The organism is Streptomyces sp. NPDC058697, from assembly GCF_042715345.1.
GTDB lineage: Bacteria > Actinomycetota > Actinomycetes > Streptomycetales > Streptomycetaceae > Streptomyces > Streptomyces liliifuscus.
The window spans coordinates 21,516-36,215 of sequence record NZ_JBHXSU010000051.1 but is presented as its reverse complement, the minus strand read 5'-3'; the positions used below and the strand labels follow the sequence as shown (position 1 = coordinate 36,215).

14 protein-coding genes are annotated in these 14,700 nt (G+C 68.2%); 6 read left to right on the top strand and 8 right to left on the bottom strand.

The genetic code is table 11. The features are described from left to right. Positions 1-2,081, top strand: a 2,081-nt coding sequence (locus ACFWXQ_RS47290) for a CHAT domain-containing protein (RefSeq protein ID WP_386270382.1), incomplete at its 5' end; no start/stop codon positions are given. Positions 2,082-2,171: 90 nt separating this feature from the next. Here the strand turns inward: ACFWXQ_RS47290 and ACFWXQ_RS47285 are convergent. Continuing rightward, positions 2,172-2,480 carry a hypothetical protein gene (locus tag ACFWXQ_RS47285; RefSeq protein WP_383953537.1) on the bottom strand — a complete coding sequence of 103 codons (309 nt, stop codon included), beginning with the start codon at positions 2,478-2,480 and terminating at the stop codon, positions 2,172-2,174. A gap of 369 nt (positions 2,481-2,849) precedes the next feature. Between ACFWXQ_RS47285 and ACFWXQ_RS47280 the strand changes: the two genes are divergently transcribed. Then, positions 2,850-4,088: an IS701 family transposase gene (locus ACFWXQ_RS47280; RefSeq protein ID WP_383953551.1), complete on the top strand. Its 1,239-nt coding sequence runs from the start codon at positions 2,850-2,852 to the stop codon at positions 4,086-4,088. Here the strand turns inward: ACFWXQ_RS47280 and ACFWXQ_RS47275 are convergent. After that, positions 4,058-4,780 (bottom strand): TnsA-like heteromeric transposase endonuclease subunit, encoded by a 723-nt coding sequence (locus ACFWXQ_RS47275; protein ID WP_383953539.1) that lies wholly within the window; start codon positions 4,778-4,780, stop codon positions 4,058-4,060. The two genes, ACFWXQ_RS47280 and ACFWXQ_RS47275, sit on opposite strands and share 31 nt — an antisense overlap. 220 nt (positions 4,781-5,000) lie before the next feature. Here ACFWXQ_RS47275 and ACFWXQ_RS47270 point away from each other — a divergent pair, with 220 nt between their 5' ends. Together ACFWXQ_RS47270 and ACFWXQ_RS47265 are read left to right on the top strand one after the other, a co-directional pair. Further along, complete coding sequence (locus ACFWXQ_RS47270) at positions 5,001-5,933, top strand: Ku protein (RefSeq protein WP_383953541.1); 933 nt, start codon at positions 5,001-5,003, stop codon at positions 5,931-5,933. 140 nt (positions 5,934-6,073) lie between these two features. After that, positions 6,074-7,039 carry an ATP-dependent DNA ligase gene (locus ACFWXQ_RS47265; protein WP_383953543.1) on the top strand — a complete coding sequence of 322 codons (966 nt, stop codon included), beginning with the start codon at positions 6,074-6,076 and terminating at the stop codon, positions 7,037-7,039. Positions 7,040-7,227: 188 nt separating this feature from the next. On the opposite strand, the gene ACFWXQ_RS47260 is transcribed toward ACFWXQ_RS47265, so the two are convergent. From ACFWXQ_RS47260 to ACFWXQ_RS47240, 5 genes are all read right to left on the bottom strand, one after another. After that, positions 7,228-7,746: a hypothetical protein gene (locus ACFWXQ_RS47260; protein ID WP_383953545.1), complete on the bottom strand. Its 519-nt coding sequence runs from the start codon at positions 7,744-7,746 to the stop codon at positions 7,228-7,230. Between the two features lie 169 nt (positions 7,747-7,915). Then, positions 7,916-8,407 carry a hypothetical protein gene (locus ACFWXQ_RS47255; protein WP_383953547.1) on the bottom strand — a complete coding sequence of 164 codons (492 nt, stop codon included), beginning with the start codon at positions 8,405-8,407 and terminating at the stop codon, positions 7,916-7,918. Between the two features lie 425 nt (positions 8,408-8,832). Continuing rightward, positions 8,833-9,228 (bottom strand): toxin Doc, encoded by a 396-nt coding sequence (locus ACFWXQ_RS47250; protein WP_383953549.1) that lies wholly within the window; start codon positions 9,226-9,228, stop codon positions 8,833-8,835. A 648-nt stretch (positions 9,229-9,876) separates the two neighbouring features. Then, positions 9,877-10,158, bottom strand: a complete 282-nt coding sequence (locus ACFWXQ_RS47245; protein WP_386270385.1) for an NUDIX domain-containing protein — start codon at positions 10,156-10,158, stop codon at positions 9,877-9,879. Between the two features lie 238 nt (positions 10,159-10,396). Beyond that, complete coding sequence (locus ACFWXQ_RS47240; protein ID WP_386270381.1) at positions 10,397-12,463, bottom strand: NACHT domain-containing protein; 2,067 nt, start codon at positions 12,461-12,463, stop codon at positions 10,397-10,399. Positions 12,464-13,032: 569 nt separating this feature from the next. Here ACFWXQ_RS47240 and ACFWXQ_RS47235 point away from each other — a divergent pair. Then, on the top strand, positions 13,033-13,572 hold the full coding sequence (locus ACFWXQ_RS47235; protein WP_383954026.1) for a winged helix-turn-helix domain-containing protein: 540 nt from the start codon (positions 13,033-13,035) through the stop codon (positions 13,570-13,572). Continuing rightward, positions 13,569-14,123: a transposase gene (locus ACFWXQ_RS47230; RefSeq protein WP_383380454.1), complete on the top strand. Its 555-nt coding sequence runs from the start codon at positions 13,569-13,571 to the stop codon at positions 14,121-14,123. The genes ACFWXQ_RS47235 and ACFWXQ_RS47230 overlap by 4 nt, the downstream gene beginning before the upstream one ends. On the opposite strand, the gene ACFWXQ_RS47225 is transcribed toward ACFWXQ_RS47230, so the two are convergent. Continuing rightward, positions 14,102-14,611, bottom strand: coding sequence for an SUKH-4 family immunity protein (locus ACFWXQ_RS47225; protein WP_383380451.1), 510 nt, complete (start codon positions 14,609-14,611; stop codon positions 14,102-14,104). The genes ACFWXQ_RS47230 and ACFWXQ_RS47225 overlap by 22 nt on opposite strands. Between the last annotated feature and the right edge of the window lie 89 nt (positions 14,612-14,700).

The window sequence follows — 14,700 nt, the reverse complement described above, 5'->3', positions numbered from 1 at the left end:
CGATGCTCAGCAACCTGGGGCTCGTGCTGCAGAGCCGGTTCGGGAGGTCGGGTGCGGTGGCGGACCTGGACGCGGCCATTACCGCCGGCCGCCAGGCGGTGGAAGCCACCCCCGCCGACCACCCCTACCGCGCCGCGATGCTCAGCAACCTGGGGCTCGTGCTGCAGAGCCGGTTCGGGAGGTCGGGTGCGGTGGCGGACCTGGACGCGGCCATTACCGCCGGCCGCCAGGCAGTGGAAGCCACCCCCGCCGACCACCCCGACCGCGCCATGCGCCTAGGCGGCCTGGGGTTCGCGCTGGGGAGCCGGTTCGAGAGGTCGCGTGCGGTGGCGGACCTGGACGCGGCTGTGCAGGCACTTGTGATGGCTTCGGAGGTGGGTTCGGCTGCGCCGTCGGTACGGGTCCGGGTGGGGCGTGCTGCGGGTGGCCTGTTGGCCTCGTCGGCTCCGGGGCGTGCGGCCGGGTTGTTGGAGGGTGCGGTGCGGTTGCTGCCGGAGGTGGCGCCGCGGGGGCTGGACAGGCCGGACCAGCAGGAGCTGCTGGGCAGGTTGGCCGGGCTGGCAGGGGACGCGGCGGCGTTGGTACTAGCCGATCTCTCCGCTCCGGTGGACGAGCGGGCCGGACGGGCGTTGGGGCTACTGGAGTCGGGGCGGGCACTCCTGCTGGCCCAGGTCATGGCGACGCGGGGCGATCTCACTGACCTGCGTGCGTCGCATCCGGATCTGGCAGAACAGTTCACCGAGCTCCGCGATCTGCTCGACCAACCGTCATCCAGCTCGATCTGGTTCAGGGGCGATACTGGGGCGGCCCCTGTTCAGGATCGGGAGGCGCGGGATCGACGGCGGGTGGCGGCTGAGCTGGGTGTGCTGCTGGAGCAGATTCGCCGCCTGGAGGGGTTCGCCTCCTTCGCGCTCCCGCCGACGGTGGAGGACTTGCGTGGGCAGGCCAGGCAGGGACCAGTGGTGACGTTCAATGTCAACGACTACCGCAGCGATGCCCTGCTCCTCACCGAACAAGGCGTCACCGTCGTGGCACTTCCCGACCTGACACCCGCACTGGTCGGCGCCCACATCAACGCCTTCCACCAGGCCCTGGCCGACAGCAGCGCCCCCGATCCCGACGCCGACCGGGGTGCCGCACAGCAGCGGGTGCGCGAGATCCTGGCCTGGCTGTGGGACACGGCCGTCGGCCCCGTCTTAGACGCCCTCGGCTACAGCGAGGCTCCCGCCGACGGGCAGGAGTGGCCGCAGGTGTGGTGGGCACCGGGCGGTCTGCTCAGCCTGCTACCCCTCCACGCCGCCGGCCACCACACCCCGCGCCATCACCCCGGCTACCGGGCCCGAACAGCCCTTGACCGGATCGTCTCCTCCTACACCCCCACCATCGGCGCCCTTGGCTATGCCCGCCAGCACACCGCAGCACCACCCGCACAAGCTCAGACGCTCATCGTCGCGATGCCCTCCACCCCTGGTCTGCAACGCCAAGGCCGCCTCTCGGAAGTGGCTCGCGAAGCCACCCAACTCCAGGCCCGGATGGCCCACTCCATCCTGCTCACCGAACCCGACGCCGGTACCGGCAGCGCCGGGACGGGGGATCAGATCCCGACCAGGACAGCGGTCTTCGCCCACCTCGCCGAGGTCACGATCGCGCACTTCGCCTGCCACGGATTCAGCCACCCCACCGACCCCTCCCAAAGCGTGCTGCTCCTGCACGACTGGCAGCAGGACCCGCTCACCGTCGCCAGCCTTGCCCCGGTCAACCTCGACCACGCCCGCCTGGCCTACCTGTCAGCCTGCTCCACCACCCTCACCCGAAGCCAGCAACTGCTCGACGAGTCCATCCACTTGACCGCGGCATTCCAGCTCGCAGGATTCCCCCACGTCATCGGCACCCTCTGGGAGATCGACGACAAGTACGCCGCCGACATCGCCAACAGCTTCTACGCCCACCTCACCGACAGCGAGGAGAATGTGGACACCAACCGGGCCGCGCAAGCCCTGCACGACACCATCCGCACCCTGCGCGACCAACTGCCCCTCACCCCATCCCTGTGGGCCGCCCACCTACACGCTGGCGCCTAGTACTCCAGCCGTAGATCGTGATCTGCCGATCGGGGCTGGTTCCGGGGCCTCGGCAAAGTCGCGTGAGGGTGCCCGGTTTCGGGCGGGTGCTTAGCGCAGTGAGTGACGTTGGTAGCGCGACTCGGGTGGCCCGAAGGCCAGCCCGTTCTCGTCGAGGGCGTTGGCGATGGTCAGTTGGCTGTGGGGGAAGCGGAAGCTGACAGAGACTGTTCCCTGAGCCATGTCGCTCCCGGTCCATTCGAGGAGTTCTACGTCCTGAAGGACCTGGCCCTGGATGGCGTGCAGCTCAGGGCGCATGTCGTGGCGCCACTGGAGATCGAAGTCGGGCCACAGGACCGGTTGGTGGGGGTCGACCGTGTTCCAGGTGATCGAGAGGTCGTCGAACTTTTGGTGGTTCATCTCAACCTGCTCTCCGGCGAAGTCGAGCAGGACGGGGCAGTCGGAGAACCACTCGTTGTCCTGAACGTCCTAGACCAGCCAGGCATGGGTCAACGGGCGGCCGATGAGCGCGCGCAGTTGCTGGCCTTGGCCCGCCGCGACTGCGGAGCGACCGTTCAGCCAATGAGGCCGGTAGCTTTCGATCCCGAAGTTGAAGACGCCAGGATCCTCTCAGAACGAGACATCACGCGACTTTGCCAAGGCTCTGGGGCTGGTCCGGGAACGGGTGCGGCCACCGGTGATCATCGGTGTGTGAAGACAGAAGATCAGACGGTGGCCGCAGGTCACAGCATAGATCCTGCCCGGTGGCAGGACAGGTTCGAGGTCCTGATGGGCCGCGTCGCGGGGCGGTTCGCCCGGGTGGAACCACGGCGCCGGGCGAGGGCGCTGGTACTCGGGTTGCTGTCGGAGCTGCCACGCAAGAATTGCTGGACGCTCGCCGAGCACGCCGGGGACGCGACTCCGGACGGCATGCAGCACTTGCTGTCCAGGGCCAGATGGGACGCCGACGCGGTCCGCGACGACATCCGCGGTTTCGTCGTCGAGCAACTGCACCACAACGACGCGGTGCTGGTCGTCGATGAGACCGGCGACCTGAAGAAGGGCACCGCCACTGTGGGCGTGCAGCGTCAGTACACCGGCACCGCCGGACGCATCGAGAACAGTCAGGTGGCCGTCTACCTCGCCTACTCGACTCCGCGGGGGCACGCGGCGATCGACCGGGAACTGTACGTTCCGCGCTCCTGGACCCAGGACACGGCCCGCTGCCGTGCGGCCGGGATCCCTGACACCGTCGGCTTCGCCACGAAACCCGCGCTCGCCGCCCGCATGATCAACCGTGCGCTGGACGCCGGCGTCCCCGCGTCCTGGATAGCCGGTGACGAGGTCTACGGAGGCAACCCGCATCTACGGACCGCGCTAGAAGAACGGCAGGTCGGCTATGTCCTCGCCGTTGCCTGCGACCACCAGATCACCACCCGCGCGGGCAAGTTCCGCGCCGACGTCCTGGTCAAGAAGCTGCCGAAGCGGGCCTGGCAGAAGCTCTCTACCGGCGCCGGAGCCAAAGGGCACCGCTTCTACGACTGGGCCCTGGCCGACATCGCCGACGACCGGCCCGGCCACCGCCACCTACTCGTCCGCCGCAACCAGCGAACCGGCGAACTCGCTTTCTACCGCTGCTACTCGGCGGCGCGAGTGCCGCTGTCCACCCTCGTGAAAGTGGCAGGACGCAGGTGGACAGTCGAGGAGACCTTCCAGTCCGGCAAGGGTTTGGCCGGGCTCGACGAACACCAGGTCAGGCGCTGGACATCCTGGCACCGCTGGGTCACCCTCGCGATGCTCGCCCACGCCTTCCTTGCCGCAGCCACCGCCGATGAACGTGCGCAGGAGCAGGCTCCGGACGATCTGATCCCGCTGACCTGCAACGAGATCCAGCACCTGTTCACCACACTCGTCGCCCAGACTGTCCACACCGTCATTCACAGGCTCCGCTGGTCCGAGTGGCGACGACGCCACCAGGCCCGGGCCCGCGCCTGCCACTACCAGTGTCGGACCGCCCAACAACGATGAAGATCACGATCTACGGCTGGAGTACTAGCACCCCACACCCAGCCTCTTGAGTTCTGCACGTAGCTGTTCGTTGAAAGTGAATTCAATGAATGGCAATCGAGTGCAGGCTTCGGGGGCACTCCATCGAGATCAATTCCACGAAGCTCTTCCAGCAGTGCGCCGCTGAAAAGCAAGTCCCTGCGGCAGCCCGCCAGGAATCGGACATGCTCCAGCTCCACCGTCGGAGGCTCGCTCCAGACCTCATAGTTCCATCCACGCGCCTCCACCGCCTGCCGGGTCCAATCGAAGGTGAACGCGACCTCGGGCCTGGACACACGGTGCAGTGGCTTGACGTCTACGATCACCGGCACCTGGTCGGTGAGCAGGAGGTAGTCCGGGATGTGCTTGCGGATCTTCCCTTCCAGCACGGTCTCAAGGAGGAAGGGCTGAGCCACGATGCCGTGGACGCTGCGATCGAAGTCCGCGAAGAGCAATCGGGCCAGCTCCAGGCGGGATTCGTAGATCACGTGGTCGCGCACGGTCGCGGACCAGTAGGTACCCGAGTAGTGCTTCTGCCCTCGGTACCAGCGAAATTCCCGCCACGGCGCCGCGGAGGCCAACAGATCCCTGGAAACGACCAGCCAGGCATATTCCTCGGCCTCGTCGCTATCGCGGCGGCGCACTCTGACCACAACGTCCGCAGCAAGGCCCACGACGCACCCCCACCCAGACCGTGGCCCGTAGGGCCAGAGTGCCCGCCGTCGAGAGCGGACGCCTGAGCTTGGAGCCAAGTAGCCCGAAAGAGTGAACGTGCCGGCCTGCTTGTCTCACGCCCGCTTCATAAGTGCAGTCGATATGAAGCGGGCGGTGAGATTATGAAGCGGGATTTGAGATCCCACATGAATGCCTCGGGGCCGTTCACGGAGGTTCGTCGTGCCCCGAACTGTATGGTCAGGCGCTATTTCGTTCGGTCTCGTGACCGTGCCGATTCACGTGGTCAGCGCGACCGAGGACCACTCGATCCGCTTCCACCAGTACCACCTCGAAGACATGGGCCGGGTCCGGGTCCGCAAGATCTGCGAACTCGAGGACCGTGAGGTTACCCAGGGCGAGATCGGCAAGGGGTACGAGCTCGACGAGGACACCCTGATCGTGGTGACCGATGAGGAGCTGCGCGAGATGCCGCTGCCCACCGCCAAAGCGATCGAGATCGCCGCGTTCATACCCGCGTCGACGATCGACCCTCTCCAGGTGGGCGACGGCTACTACCTCCAGGCCGACGGCCCGGTCGCGGCCAAGCCCTACAAGCTGCTGCGGATGGCCCTGGAACGCAGCGCCAAGGTCGCCATCGCCAAGTACGCATGGAGCGGCCGCGAGCGCCTGGGACTGCTCCGCGTCCGCGACGACGCGGTCGTCCTGCACGCCATGCGCTGGCCCGACGAAATCCGCTCCCCCAAGGAACTCAGTCCGGGCGCGGTGGAGGTGTCCGAGGGCGAGATCGAGGGCGCGCAGGCCCTCATCGACCACATGACCCGCGACAGCCTGGAAGGCAGCGAGTTCGTGGACCACTACACGGACGCGCTCGCGGAGGTCATCAAGGCGAAACGGGAAGGGCACGCGCTTCCCGCGGCTCCGGAAGCGGCGGCGCCGGCCGGGCAGGTCGTCGACCTCATGTCCGCCCTGGAGGCGTCCGTGCAGAAGGCGCGGGCCTCCCGCGGCGAGGACGGCGACGCCGACGTGCACGAACTGCCCACGAAGAAGAAGACACCCGCCAAGAAGACGGCGAAGAAGGCGGCCGCCAAGAAGGCCACCGCGAAGAAGGCCACAGCCAGGAAGGCGGCGGCGAAGCCGAAGCGGAGCGCGTGATCCGCCTCGGGAATGGTGATGCGACGGCTCCGCACTGACCAGCCGTGGTCAGGGTCATGGTCGGGGCGGCAGCGCATCGACGACGGGCGGTGCGCACGTCTCACCCGGGTGGCGCACGGCCGAGGTGGAAGGCATGGGCCGTGACGTGGACGCTGCCGGACCCGATGCTTGCCGCTCCCGTTGCCAGCCCGGATCTGCCATCGGGGTCGGCCGCGGAACCGAAGTGGGATGGGTGGCGGGCGCAGTTCTCCGTCGACCAGGGCCGGGTGGTGCTGCGTTCCCGGCGGGGCACCGACATGGCGCCGGGTTTCCCTGAAGTGGTAGCCGCCGCCGGGCAGCTGCCGGACGCGACGGCACTGGACGGCGAACTGGTGGTGTGGGAGGCGGGCCAGCTCGCCTTCGAGCGGCTTCAGGGCCGGCTACAACGGCGGGGCGCCACGGCGGCCCGGCTTGCCAGCGAGTGGCCTGCCCACTTCGTCGCCTTCGACGTGCTGCGCCTGGCAGGCACCAACACCGTGGCGTGGCCGTACCGGCGGCGCCGTGCCGCACTTGAGGAACTGTTCAGCGAGCACCAGTTGGCGGCGCCGTGGGCGCTGTGTCCGTCGACCACAGATCCGGACACCGCCCGTGAGTGGCTGACGTGGTCGGCGGTCGGCCTGGAGGGGCTGGTCTTCAAGCAGTTGGACACCCCGTACCGTCCGGCGGCGCGCGGGTGGCGGAAGTACAAGGTCCGCGAAACCCAGGAAGCGATCGTCGGCGCGATCACCGGGCCCCTCGCCGCCCCCCGCAGCCTGCTGCTCGGCAGGCTCGATGCCGCCGGGCACCTTCAGTACACCGGCCGCACCACCGCTCTGCCCCAGGCGGCTGGCCGCACTCTGGCCGGGCTGCTCGCCCCGGCCTCAAGCGAGCACCCGTGGACGGGCTGGACGTTCAGCGCGGGCTGGGGCACCCGCGACCAATTGATGTTCCACCCCGTACGCCCAGAGGTCGTGGTGGAGTTCCTCGCAGACACTGCGGTCGACGACGGCCGCTACCGCCACCCCGTGCGCTTCCTGCGGGTACGCGAAGACCTCACCGTCGGCCAACTGCCTCTCTTCGGAGCCTGACCCCGGTCAAGGGGCAGCTACTCGACCGGCAGATCCACGCGCTCACCGAGGCGGAATGCACAAGGCCGGGCCCGCCACCACGGGGGGAGTGACGGGCCCGACCTGAGTCCACGGTGCCACACTCGTCCCGGACGCACACAGTCTCCCGGTGAAGATGTCTGCAACCACGGCTCCCATATGGCCACTGGTTAGATCGGCACGGACTCCACCAGGTCGGGGGCGTCGAGAAGGTAGAGCTCGGGAGAGGTCCGCTCGTCCAAAATCAAGTCTTGCGCGGTCAGCGGTCGCTTCGTCTCAGGGGTGCGGAATCCGATCCCGGCGGCCTGCAGAGCTTCGTCCAGGCCGCTGAGCAACCGCCGGCGTGTGGCCTCGTCCTCGTTGTCCCAGCCTGCGGAAATCGTCGCCGCCCGAGTGCCGTGGGGGAAGACAACGATCACGCCGTCCGGCTCGCGCATCCACGGCGCCAACGCGTCCAGGGCGTCGTGGATCAGCCGAGAGGAGTGCAACAGCGTGCGGCCATCGGCTTCGGCGAGGGCGAAGGCAGCCTGTTTGACGATCTCTTCCTCGCTCTTGCCCGCCCGGTAGTCCTGAACCATGGCGGCACCAAGGCCGTACATCGCGTCCTGGAAAGCCCTGGCAGCGTCGTACGTGTGGTTCTGCCCGCCCAGGGGCCGTTTGGCGGCTCGCCATCGCAGGAAGTTCGCCAAGATCCCCTCGCCCCTCTTCACGGTCCTCCTCACGTCGACGCCCCGCCCGAACTTGGCCAAGGTTATCGACCCTTTGCTCGCACCAACCGTGAGCGCGCAACCGGCAGGCATGCAGCGCGGGAGCAGAGTGCTGGCGACCTAGGCCTGTGCAGGCATCGACGGCGGCCGGTCACTGGTAGAGGAAGTCGACATCGAACTCTGCGAAGCCAACGAGGAGTTCGAGCGCCGTCGTTGCCGCCGCGAGCCGTTCCTCGGGCGTACACGCTGCGCATGCCTCGCACACTGCGCCAGTCGCCCCGTCGACGGTGCCCCAGTTGGCCGCGTAGGCCTGGGCCACCTCCCGGAACGATGCAGTGGGGTGGAACGGTGCGTCGTCCGGCTCGCTCCCCTCCATGAGCACTTCCGGCAGTTCACCGTAGGTCTCGGCAGTGACCAGACAGGCCCACTGGACCAGGATCCCAGTGGTCGCAGGGTCGTCTTTGAGGAGGTCCATAAGTTGCTGGCGGCACGGCTGGCAGTCGTCCAGGACCGTGTCGTAGAGCTGAGTCACCAGGCCGCCGATCGCGCCCTCCCGCTCTTCTTCGTACGCCATGGGAGTGGCCCACATCCGTCGGTCATCGTCGCCATGGTCGTGGTCGGAGGTGAGCACAACCCTGGACACGAAGGCCTCCGCGGGCACCGGTTACCGAAGAACGGGAGTCATCGTCTCGCGGTGGGGCAGGCGGCAGAGGCGATTTCCGAATTTTCTACCGCCCGGGCGTGCTCGGAACACCCTTTCGACTGTTGGGGCACGTCGATCGGCCTCGTTCTCATTGATCCGGCGTCCGGTGCCGCTGATTCTTGACCGTTTGCCGCTTTTCTGACCGGTGTCGTTCAGCCGGTTCGGAGGATCTCGTTGCGCAGCGCGAGCAGAAGGGGCAGGGCGTCCTGGTTGTCGGCGTCGGTGCACGCGTGATCGCCAGGAGGGTCGACCCGCCGATCAGCTTGGCGGTGGCGGGGTCGTCGCCTGCGGGGGCGGCCTGATTGTGCAGGGCGTCGGGCAGGACGATAACCATGCGGACCATCGGATCGCTGTGGAGAGTGCCGTCAGAGCGCCTCGGGTGGCCGCATGGAGCGCAGTCGGTCGGCGATGTCGTACACGGTCAGGCGCAGTGCTCGGATGTCCGCGACCAGGTCGCGCCACGGCTCGTAGGTGGTCGTGTCCACGCTCTCCGCGGATGCCCTGATGTATGCGACGGCGACGCCGTACGCGAAGAACTCGTTGCGGGCTGGCAGCGGCCGCAGCAGCACAATCTGTTCCATGAGCGCGGCTGCCCGCCAGTAGGTGTCCGGCGATCCCACATCGAGTTGCGGGGTGTTCACCCGGTGTCGCGCCACGGCGGCGACAAGCGCGGAGTAGTCAAGGACGCCCAGCTCTTTTGCCAGGGTGTGACCGGGGAGGGCAGGGCGTACATCAGCCCTGCCCGTTGGCAGCGTCGGCATCGGCCAACCGGGCGCGATGAGCTGCGGAGAGTGACTGTTCCTGGCCTCTACCGTTGTCCAGGTCAGGCCGCTCTGCTGAGTGAGTACGACGGGGCCATCGTCGCTCTGCTTTGGAATGACCAAGGAGGCTTCGTGACGCGTCTTCCGCGCCGTCGCCTTGTGCTGCCCAACGACTTCGCGGTCGAACTGCGCCACATGCATACGACGAAAGACCACCGCCTCACCGCGGTGTTCCACGCGGCTGTGGCAGCCGGTTGGACGAAGCAGTCACTGGCAGACGCGCTCGGCTGTAGCGCGCAAAATGTAGGGAACCGTATGCAACGGACGGCAGCAGGATCGGAAGTCTGCCTGCCCGAGATCCCGTTGCCGCCGGCGAAGCCCGGCCCCAAGCCTCGGCAGGACCGCCGCTCCAGGAGGGTCAGCCCGACTATGGCCGCGCGCCTTCGGGAACTGCAGGCCCTTGCGACGACCGTCCGCGGCTCCATGCCGGCTTCGGCGCCGGCACGAAGGGCGGGCGAGGAGCTGGCAGCACTCCTTGCTGGTCTCCACTACGGGCAGGCAGCGGCAATCAGCGAGCTGTCTCGTGTCCTGGGCGTGGGCCGTGCCGCGATTACGTCCCGGCTTTCGCGGCACGGATACCGCCCGGCGTCACCATCCGTGGCCCCGCAGCGGTATCAGGGCCGCAGGCGAGGAGAAACCCCGTGACCGGCGTTGTTGGCCGGAGGGTTGAGGAAGTCGGGTAGAGGGTCTGTCCGTCTTCTCGTCGATGCCGAGTTCTTCGTGCAGCTCGCGGAGCGTCGCTGTGGCGTAGTCCTCGCCATCCTCCAGGGAGCCGCCGGGCGTGGCCCAGAAGCCGCCGTTCTCGTCGTAGCGCAGCAGCAGGAGGCGATCCTCCGCGTCGAGGACGATGGCGCGGGCGGCTTCCCTCAGCGGCGGAGTGGAGGTCGGGGCCTGGTGGGCGGGTTGCCGCCGAGGTGCGTCTGCACGTCGAGCCGGTCATGGACGCTCTGAACACGCGTTTCCGGCCGGGCACGGTGACGCCCGCCGCCGCTTTCACCGGACAGCTTTGACCTCGCACCCGGAAATCCACCCCGGCCGTCAGAAACTCGACCGGCACCCCGGACCTCCACGGTCGGGGGAGAGAGAAGCGATTGTGGGTCACATGCTGCTATTGGGCGAGGTGGCGTTGCAGGTCGATGTGCCGGAACTGATAGACCGCGCCTGCCTGCCGGAGTACGCCGCGGTGTTCGTGTGCATCGTGCAGAAACGCCATGAGATGCCGTGGGATCTTGCGGCGCACCACTAAGTAGGCGCAGGCGACGGTGAAGACAGCCCATGCCGTCTCAATCAGCCCCATCAGGATGCCGGCCATGAGCCCGAACGCGAGCCCGGCCGCGAGCCCGAACATGAACCCGAACAGGACCCCGATCGTGAGCAAGGCCGCGACCAAGACCGTGAGCAAGACCGTGAAGAAGACCGTGAGGAAGGTGCGCCGATCCAAGGCATGCAGTCTGATTGGCCCGGAGGAGGCAGTCAGGCCGGGAGCATCAGCCACGAGCCCGTCCGCGAGCCCGACCACAAGCCCGAACGCGAGCCCGACCAGAAGCCCGGCCACGAGCCCGACCACAGGCCCGGCCACGAGCCAGGCCATGAGCCCGGCCACGAGCGAGACCGCGAGCCAGACCGCGAGCCAGAATCTTCCGATGGCGGATGGCTCCAGGCGGAGCCGGACACGCGGTGTGAGGTCGACACGCATGAGCCCGGCCGTGAGCCCGGTCAGGGGCCCGTACACGAGCCCTACCCCGGGCTCGGTCGCGAGCCCGACCACGAGCCCGACCACGAGACTGACCACGAGGCTGACCAGGGAGCGGAGGGCGAATCGCGGGACGGCCAGAGGGAGCTCCCACCAGGCAATGTCGGGGCTGCCTGCGCGCTGGTTCTGTTGGAACCGTGCGAGTAAGACGAAGGTGTGGTGGGCCTGTTCGGCTGTCCATCGGGGTGGGTTGGGCTGGTAGGGGGTGTAGGCGGCGGGAATGAAGGCCTGAAAGAGGTGGGCATTGATGGCACCACTGTCCACGTAAAGGGCGGCGTCACATATTTCGTCCGGGTGCGGTACCTGCGCGGGCGCGGAAGGAATATCAGGGCGGGGGTTGTAGATGGTGCGAGCCAGGAACAGGCCGAACGGAGTGGCGAGGGCTTGTCCGACAGCGCTGGTGGTACCCAGGCGGGAAATCACCGTGTTCCACCGGTGGGCTGCGGGAGTGTGCCGGCCGCCAGCGTCGCGGCACAGGTAGTCCGCGGCGTCCTCGGGCTTGAGGGGCAGGATCTGGATGGCGGCGGCGCCGTTAAGGCGGACGGTGGTGCCCGGCCGGGTCAGGGCGGTGCGGTAGGGGCCGGTGCGGCTGGTCACGACCAGGGGCTGGCGAGCAGGCATCGCGCGGTTGAGCATGTCGAGTGCGGTGGCGTGCCGGGAGGGCGGCAGTTCGTCGAAGCCATCGAGCAGGGGCAGGATACGGCCCGCGTTCAGCAGGTACAGGGCCAGGTCACTGGGCCCGCCGTTGATGGTGTCGGTGAGGGCGACCGCGAGCGGGGCCGCCGTCGCCAAGCCTGGGTGGGTGCGGCGCAGTTGGCCGGCCATCCAGGTCTTCAGCGGCTGGTGAGGGTCCCAGGAAGCCAGGGAGAACAGCACGGGCACCGGGTCTCCGGCGGCGCGGCGCGCGATGAGGTCCTGGAGCAGCCGGATGAGGAGCACGCTCTTGCCGGCGCCGGGTTCGCCCAAGATCACTAGGCGTCGTGTGGGAACCCTCTCGGACAACACGTGTCCGATCTCCGCGTCCCGGCCCGCCAGTCCGGCGCCGTCCGCCGGCCAGAGGGCGGGGTCGCTCGGGGGGCCGCCGGGCCAGGCGCGGGCCAGGCTGGTCAGCAGCGACCAGTCCTCGGCCAGGTCGTCACCGGCTGCTTCCCAGGCGACCGGCAGCGGGTAGGGGTCGTCGACCCGGCGCACGGCCGCCTCGTTATCCCACTGGGTCCTGACAGCCAGCGCCAACTGCTCCAAGACTTTGTCCTCGTCCACGGGGTCAGCTTCGCTGCGATCGCCATGGAAGGCCGCCCATGCAAGGTAGCCCGGCGCCAGGGTGGGAAGCACAGCCGCCGCAGTTTGGGCTACTCCAAGACCAAAGCGCCGGGCCAGAAGGAGCGCTGCGATCATCCCGGCCACCGTCAGCAGCAAGTACACCCAGCCCACATACTGTGGCCCCCGGCCGCGCCCCCCGCGTCTCATAACAGGACATCATCGCCTAGCTCATGCCCGAGAAGAGACCGTTTGGCAATCCGGATCATTCACAGGTACTGACCGACGTCGCCCGGTCGGCACCAGCACACACCCTGCGCACCACAAAGCGCTCGACATGGCTTTCTGGGTGACCTTCGACAGTTGAATTGGCGAGCTCCGCGGCACGTCCGGCGCGCTCGCCCGGGTCGACGAGCTGCAGCCACCATGACCACAGCGCTGCCGTCCGGACAATCCAGCTGACCGGCCCCCGGAGCGCGCCCAGCGACTGCGCGGCGCCCCGAGGGCGACGGAGAGGGTGGCGCGGCGATGGCCTGCTGGCGGCCGTCACCCCCATCCGACTGAAGGTCGTTGGTGGTGGTACTCATACCCGGTTGGACGAACCTGAGGTGAGCCGGGTCACCCCGGGCGTCACCGTCCCGCCCGTGCCGGGGTGGTGGCGCTACTGAACTTGATCGAGTGATGTCGGTGCCGTTCGCCTGACAGTGGGCTGTCGGCGACGGTAGCCCTGGTGCGTGAGGTATGCACAGGGCGGCGGGCTGACCGATGCGGGTAGGGCCACGCGGGAGCGATTACGGCTGCATGCCGTTGAACGCTTCCAAGCCGGAGAGAAGAACGCGGAGGTCGCTGCCGCCCTGCGGTTGAGCGAGCGGTCGGTGGAGCGATGGCGCCGCGCCTGGCGCGAGTGCGGCCAGGCCGGGCTGCTGTCAAAGGGCTCTCCGGGGCGCTGCCGGCTCAGCGAGAACCAGATCGCAAGACTGGTACGTGAGTTGGAGCGCGGTCCGCTGGCCCACGGATGGAAGGACCAGCGGTGGACACTGGCGCGGATCAAGACGCTGATCGGTCGGCTGTTCCACATCTCCGACACGGTCGAGGGCACCTGGCGGCTGCTGAAACGCCAGGGCTGGAGCTGGCAGCAGCCCGCCCGGCGAGCGATCGAGCGGGACGACTCGGCGGTCGAGGTGTGGAAGAAGGGGACCTGGCCGCGGGTAAGAGCTGTGCGGCGGAGCGCAACGCCTGGATCGTCTTCGAGGACGAAGCCGGCCAGTCGATGACTCCGCCGCGCGCCAGAACCTGGGGCCGGATCGGCCACACCCCGGTCGTCCGGGTCAGGGGCCGGGGCTCCGGGCGGGTGTCGATGGCGGGCATGGCCTGTTACAAGCCCGGCGAGCGGTCCCGCTTGATCTATGCGATCCGCGAGTACCGGGGCCGCAAGGACGAACCGAAGGGCTTCGGCTGGCGGGACTTCCGCGACCTGATCGTCCGAGCCCGCTTCCAGCTCGGCGGCCCGATCGTCCTGGTCTGGGACAACCTACGCCTTCACCTGACTGCAGGCATGCGTGAGTTCATCGAGGCGAACGCCGAGTGGCTCACGGTGTTCCACCTGCCCGCCTACGCGCCTGACCTCAACCCGCAGGAGGGCATCTGGTCGCTGGTCAAACGCGAGATCGGCAACCTCGCCGCTGCGGACCTCGGTCAGATCACCCGGGCCGTGAAGCGTCGGCTCAAGCGGATCCAGTACCGCCCGGAACTGGTCGACGGCTGCCTGGTGGCCACGGGCCTGATGCTGGAGGCCGAGGTGTCTCAGTCCCTCCAGTTCGCGTAATCGCCCATCTCTACGTCGTCGCACAGGGTCTCCCAGAACCCGTTGTGGGCGAGTGCGGTGTCATCAAGGGTGGTGACGAGCTCGCGCAGCTCGTCCGCCGCCGCCTGGAAACTCTCCTCCTCGCCTTCCTCGTAGAACGGGAAGCGGGCGATCGTGGCCGCGACGCACTCGTGGAAGATTCCAAGGTCCCTGTTCACGTGGTTGGCGGTTGCGGACTCGGGCGTGGGGATGTGCACCACGCGACGCGACGCCACGTCGATGCCGAGCCGTCCGAACAGGCCGCTGGTCCCGAAGACGACCAACCCGCTCTCACCGATCCCGTCCAGGAGCGCCGCCTCGCTCAGCGGTTGGTACTCGTAACCGATCAGCCCTGCCGGGACGCCCATCTGCCGCAGATCGCTGGCGATCTCGTCGGGCACGTCTGCTGAGCAGCCTATGCGCACGACGGCGTACTGGGGCAACGGCAATGGCGGCAGATCCTGAATCACGCGAACATCATCCTCATACTCCGGCCGCCCTGGGAAGCCACGAGCTGGGTCTGTCGCCGCCGACCGGCAAGCCCCGACATCACACATTC

Coding starts and splice junctions, on each gene's coding strand:
- ACFWXQ_RS47280 (WP_383953551.1), top strand. CDS start 2,850: ATGGGCCGCGTCGCGGGGCGGTTCGCCCGGGTGGAACCACGGCGCCGG.
- ACFWXQ_RS47250 (WP_383953549.1), bottom strand. CDS start 9,228: ATGCCGACGCTGCCAACGGGCAGGGCTGATGTACGCCCTGCCCTCCCC.
- ACFWXQ_RS47230 (WP_383380454.1), top strand. CDS start 13,569: ATGACTCCGCCGCGCGCCAGAACCTGGGGCCGGATCGGCCACACCCCG.
- ACFWXQ_RS47285 (WP_383953537.1), bottom strand. CDS start 2,480: ATGAACCACCAAAAGTTCGACGACCTCTCGATCACCTGGAACACGGTC.